This window comes from Hoylesella timonensis 4401737 = DSM 22865 = JCM 15640 (assembly GCF_000455445.1).
GTDB classification, from domain to species: domain Bacteria; phylum Bacteroidota; class Bacteroidia; order Bacteroidales; family Bacteroidaceae; genus Prevotella; species Prevotella timonensis.
The window spans coordinates 10,101-12,588 of record NZ_HG417108.1 but is presented as its reverse complement, the minus strand read 5'-3'; the positions used below and the strand labels follow the sequence as shown (position 1 = coordinate 12,588).

At 43.2% G+C, this 2,488-nt stretch carries 2 protein-coding genes; both read right to left on the bottom strand.

Features of this window, described 5'->3' with window-relative positions:
• Positions 1–113: 113 nt before the first annotated feature.
• The gene (locus BN35_RS12555; protein ID WP_025073257.1) at positions 114–1,925 is read right to left on the bottom strand and encodes a reverse transcriptase/maturase family protein; all 1,812 of its coding nucleotides are present in this window, start codon (positions 1,923–1,925) and stop codon (positions 114–116) included.
• Between the two features lie 34 nt (positions 1,926–1,959).
• Positions 1,960–2,295 (bottom strand): hypothetical protein, encoded by a 336-nt coding sequence (locus BN35_RS13395; protein WP_234396824.1) that lies wholly within the window; start codon positions 2,293–2,295, stop codon positions 1,960–1,962.
• Between the last annotated feature and the right edge of the window lie 193 nt (positions 2,296–2,488).

The window sequence follows — 2,488 nt, the reverse complement described above, 5'->3', positions numbered from 1 at the left end:
GTAGGCTCGGCAATGGGTGCCTTGCCACCTTTCGGTGGTAGGTTTCCCATGGCCTGCCCCCGAACCGTACGTGCAAGTCTCCCTGCATACGGCTCTCCACTGGTAATATCAGTTTATTTGTCATGGGCATGAATTTTTGCATTACAATGTTTGCATACAGCCAATGTCTTACGCCATTTCTTAATCATCAGTCGGTGCCATTCAGTATCGGTATTTATACCTCTGAGTTTACGGACTTGATACATTATGGTCTTGACATTGGTTGCTCCACACAATTCACATTTGCGCTCCATAAGTCTCTCCGCAAGAGTAGGGAAAGGAAGTACAAATGTGTTAGGTAGATTATCGCAGGTTGCGTCTTTGTCCGGCTCTTGCCTCGCAAAGCCATCATTATAGAATATTCGGAACTTGGTTTCTCCTTTCTTTGCTTGGTAGGGTATCGCCAAGTCATGGTCTCTTCTGTACTTTCGTATAACCTTGGCAGTTGATGAATTTAGTTTCTTTGCCAAAGTTTTGCAGAAACTATATCGCATTATGTAACCGAATTTACTTCCTGCATAAGAGATGTTGTCCGCAATCCTATAATATTGGTACAATCCTCTGATTTCAGTTGTATAGCGTGCGCAGATTGTAGCAGGGTCTTCTTTGGTCAGGTAATTGCGTGGCATGGCATACCAAATTTCCTTTCCATTGATTACCCTAAGTTCCATTGCTTTCAGTTCCAATAATTTCTTTTGGACTGTGGCAATAGGCAGAGTCAGCATTATGCGTCCGCTGAACGGTCTCTTCAACCATCCCAGCTTATTTCGCTTCATGGCCTCGGATTTTCTGATAGAGATTTCATACCCAAGAAACTTTGCAGAATCCTGTGCATTAGTGATTAAGGTCTTTTCTTCGGATAATTCAAGTTTTAGCTTGTCTCTCATGAAGTTTGTAAAGTCCTCTTTCATTCTTGCGCAATCTGCTTTACTACCAATTACACCGATTAGAAAGTCATCGGCATATCTGATATATTTAAGTCTCTTGTAGTTACTATCCATTGCCATAGATGCCGGCACTCTCCGTGTCTTTGCTTCCATCTCTTTCAGTTGTGTCAGCAATTTACGTTTCGTGTCTTCATTAGTGGCGTTTCGGATAGCCTTGCGTAATCTTACAGCCTTTCGACTATAACTTGCGTGGAGTGGGTTTTCCCGCCTTTTCTTACCCTTGTCAAAAGATTCCGCATATTCACGCATGTATTTGTCGAACTTGTCAAGGTATATATTAGCCAAGATAGGACTTATTATCCCTCCTTGAGGAGTTCCCGAATACGTCTTGTGAAATGTAAAATCTTCGATATAGCCTGCCTTTAGGAATTTCCATATCAGTCGAAGAAATCTTTCATCTGATATGCGCTCACGAAGAGTTTCAATCAGAATATGGTGGTCAATATTGTCGAAGAATCCTTTGATGTCACCTTCGATGAACCAATTCGCACCAGTGAAAAGAGTTTGGATGGAACGCAAAGCCGTATGACAGCTTCTTCTTGGTCTGAATCCATGCGAGGTGTTCTCAAAATGCCCCTCATAGACAGCTTCAAGAATAAGTCTAACGACCTCTTGCACCATCTTGTCTTCAATTGATGGGATGCCCAATGGTCTTTTCTTCCCATTCTTTTTAGGTATATAGACTCTTCGGGCAGGCGTTGGCATGTAACTTTCATCCTTTAGCGCAGCTATCAGATGTCCTATTCTATCAACACTCATTCCGTCAATGGTCTTGCCGTCTGAACCAGGTGTCATGTTGCCCGGTTTCGCATAAATGCGCTGGTAGGCTACATAAAACATCTGTTCATTGAATAGGATGCGGTACAACCTTTCGTACTTGTAATGCACATCTTTGCTATGTGCAGATAAACTGTTTAATATGGTCTCTGGATTTCTCATACGTCTCACACGTTATCGTTTGACAATATTAAAATTACCGAGCTGTTCCCCTTTGCCATGTACGTGGCTTTCCCACGCTCAGACTACTACGGGAACTCCGTTGCCATGCGGAGTTTTCAGAGCCTATGCTCATAGCCTTTCGGCATCTCCGTGTAGGCAATCCCCATTTAGTGGTCTTGATAACTTGGCTTGACAGACTGTCGGATGCAACGTACATCCTTTTCCGTTCTCTGACGGATATGTCGCAGTAAATTCCTTGCCCATCACTCCGTTCAATAAGCGTGGGTACTGCGAGGCAACGTATGTAACTGCTTTCCGTTGCCACCTCTACATTAGTCATAGGACTATTGTTCAACCAATCAGGCTTCATCCTTGTGTCTGTCTTTTCCCATAGCAATTCAGTCGCAGTTTAGCAATTAACTGACTTATCGCGTTACCGACATGCTTCACTCCCCGTTTGGTTTCCCATTCGGATAAGTCGGTATGGGATAGGTTTATAAATTGGAATACTAACCTAATCACTTGCCAAAGTGATAATTATCAAGCCCCTATTATGGGCGCAC

Excerpts from the sequence above, each read along its gene's own strand:
- BN35_RS13395 (WP_234396824.1), bottom strand. The coding sequence starts at position 2,295 with ATGAAGCCTGATTGGTTGAACAATAGTCCTATGACTAATGTAGAGGTG.
- BN35_RS12555 (WP_025073257.1), bottom strand. The coding sequence starts at position 1,925 with ATGAGAAATCCAGAGACCATATTAAACAGTTTATCTGCACATAGCAAA.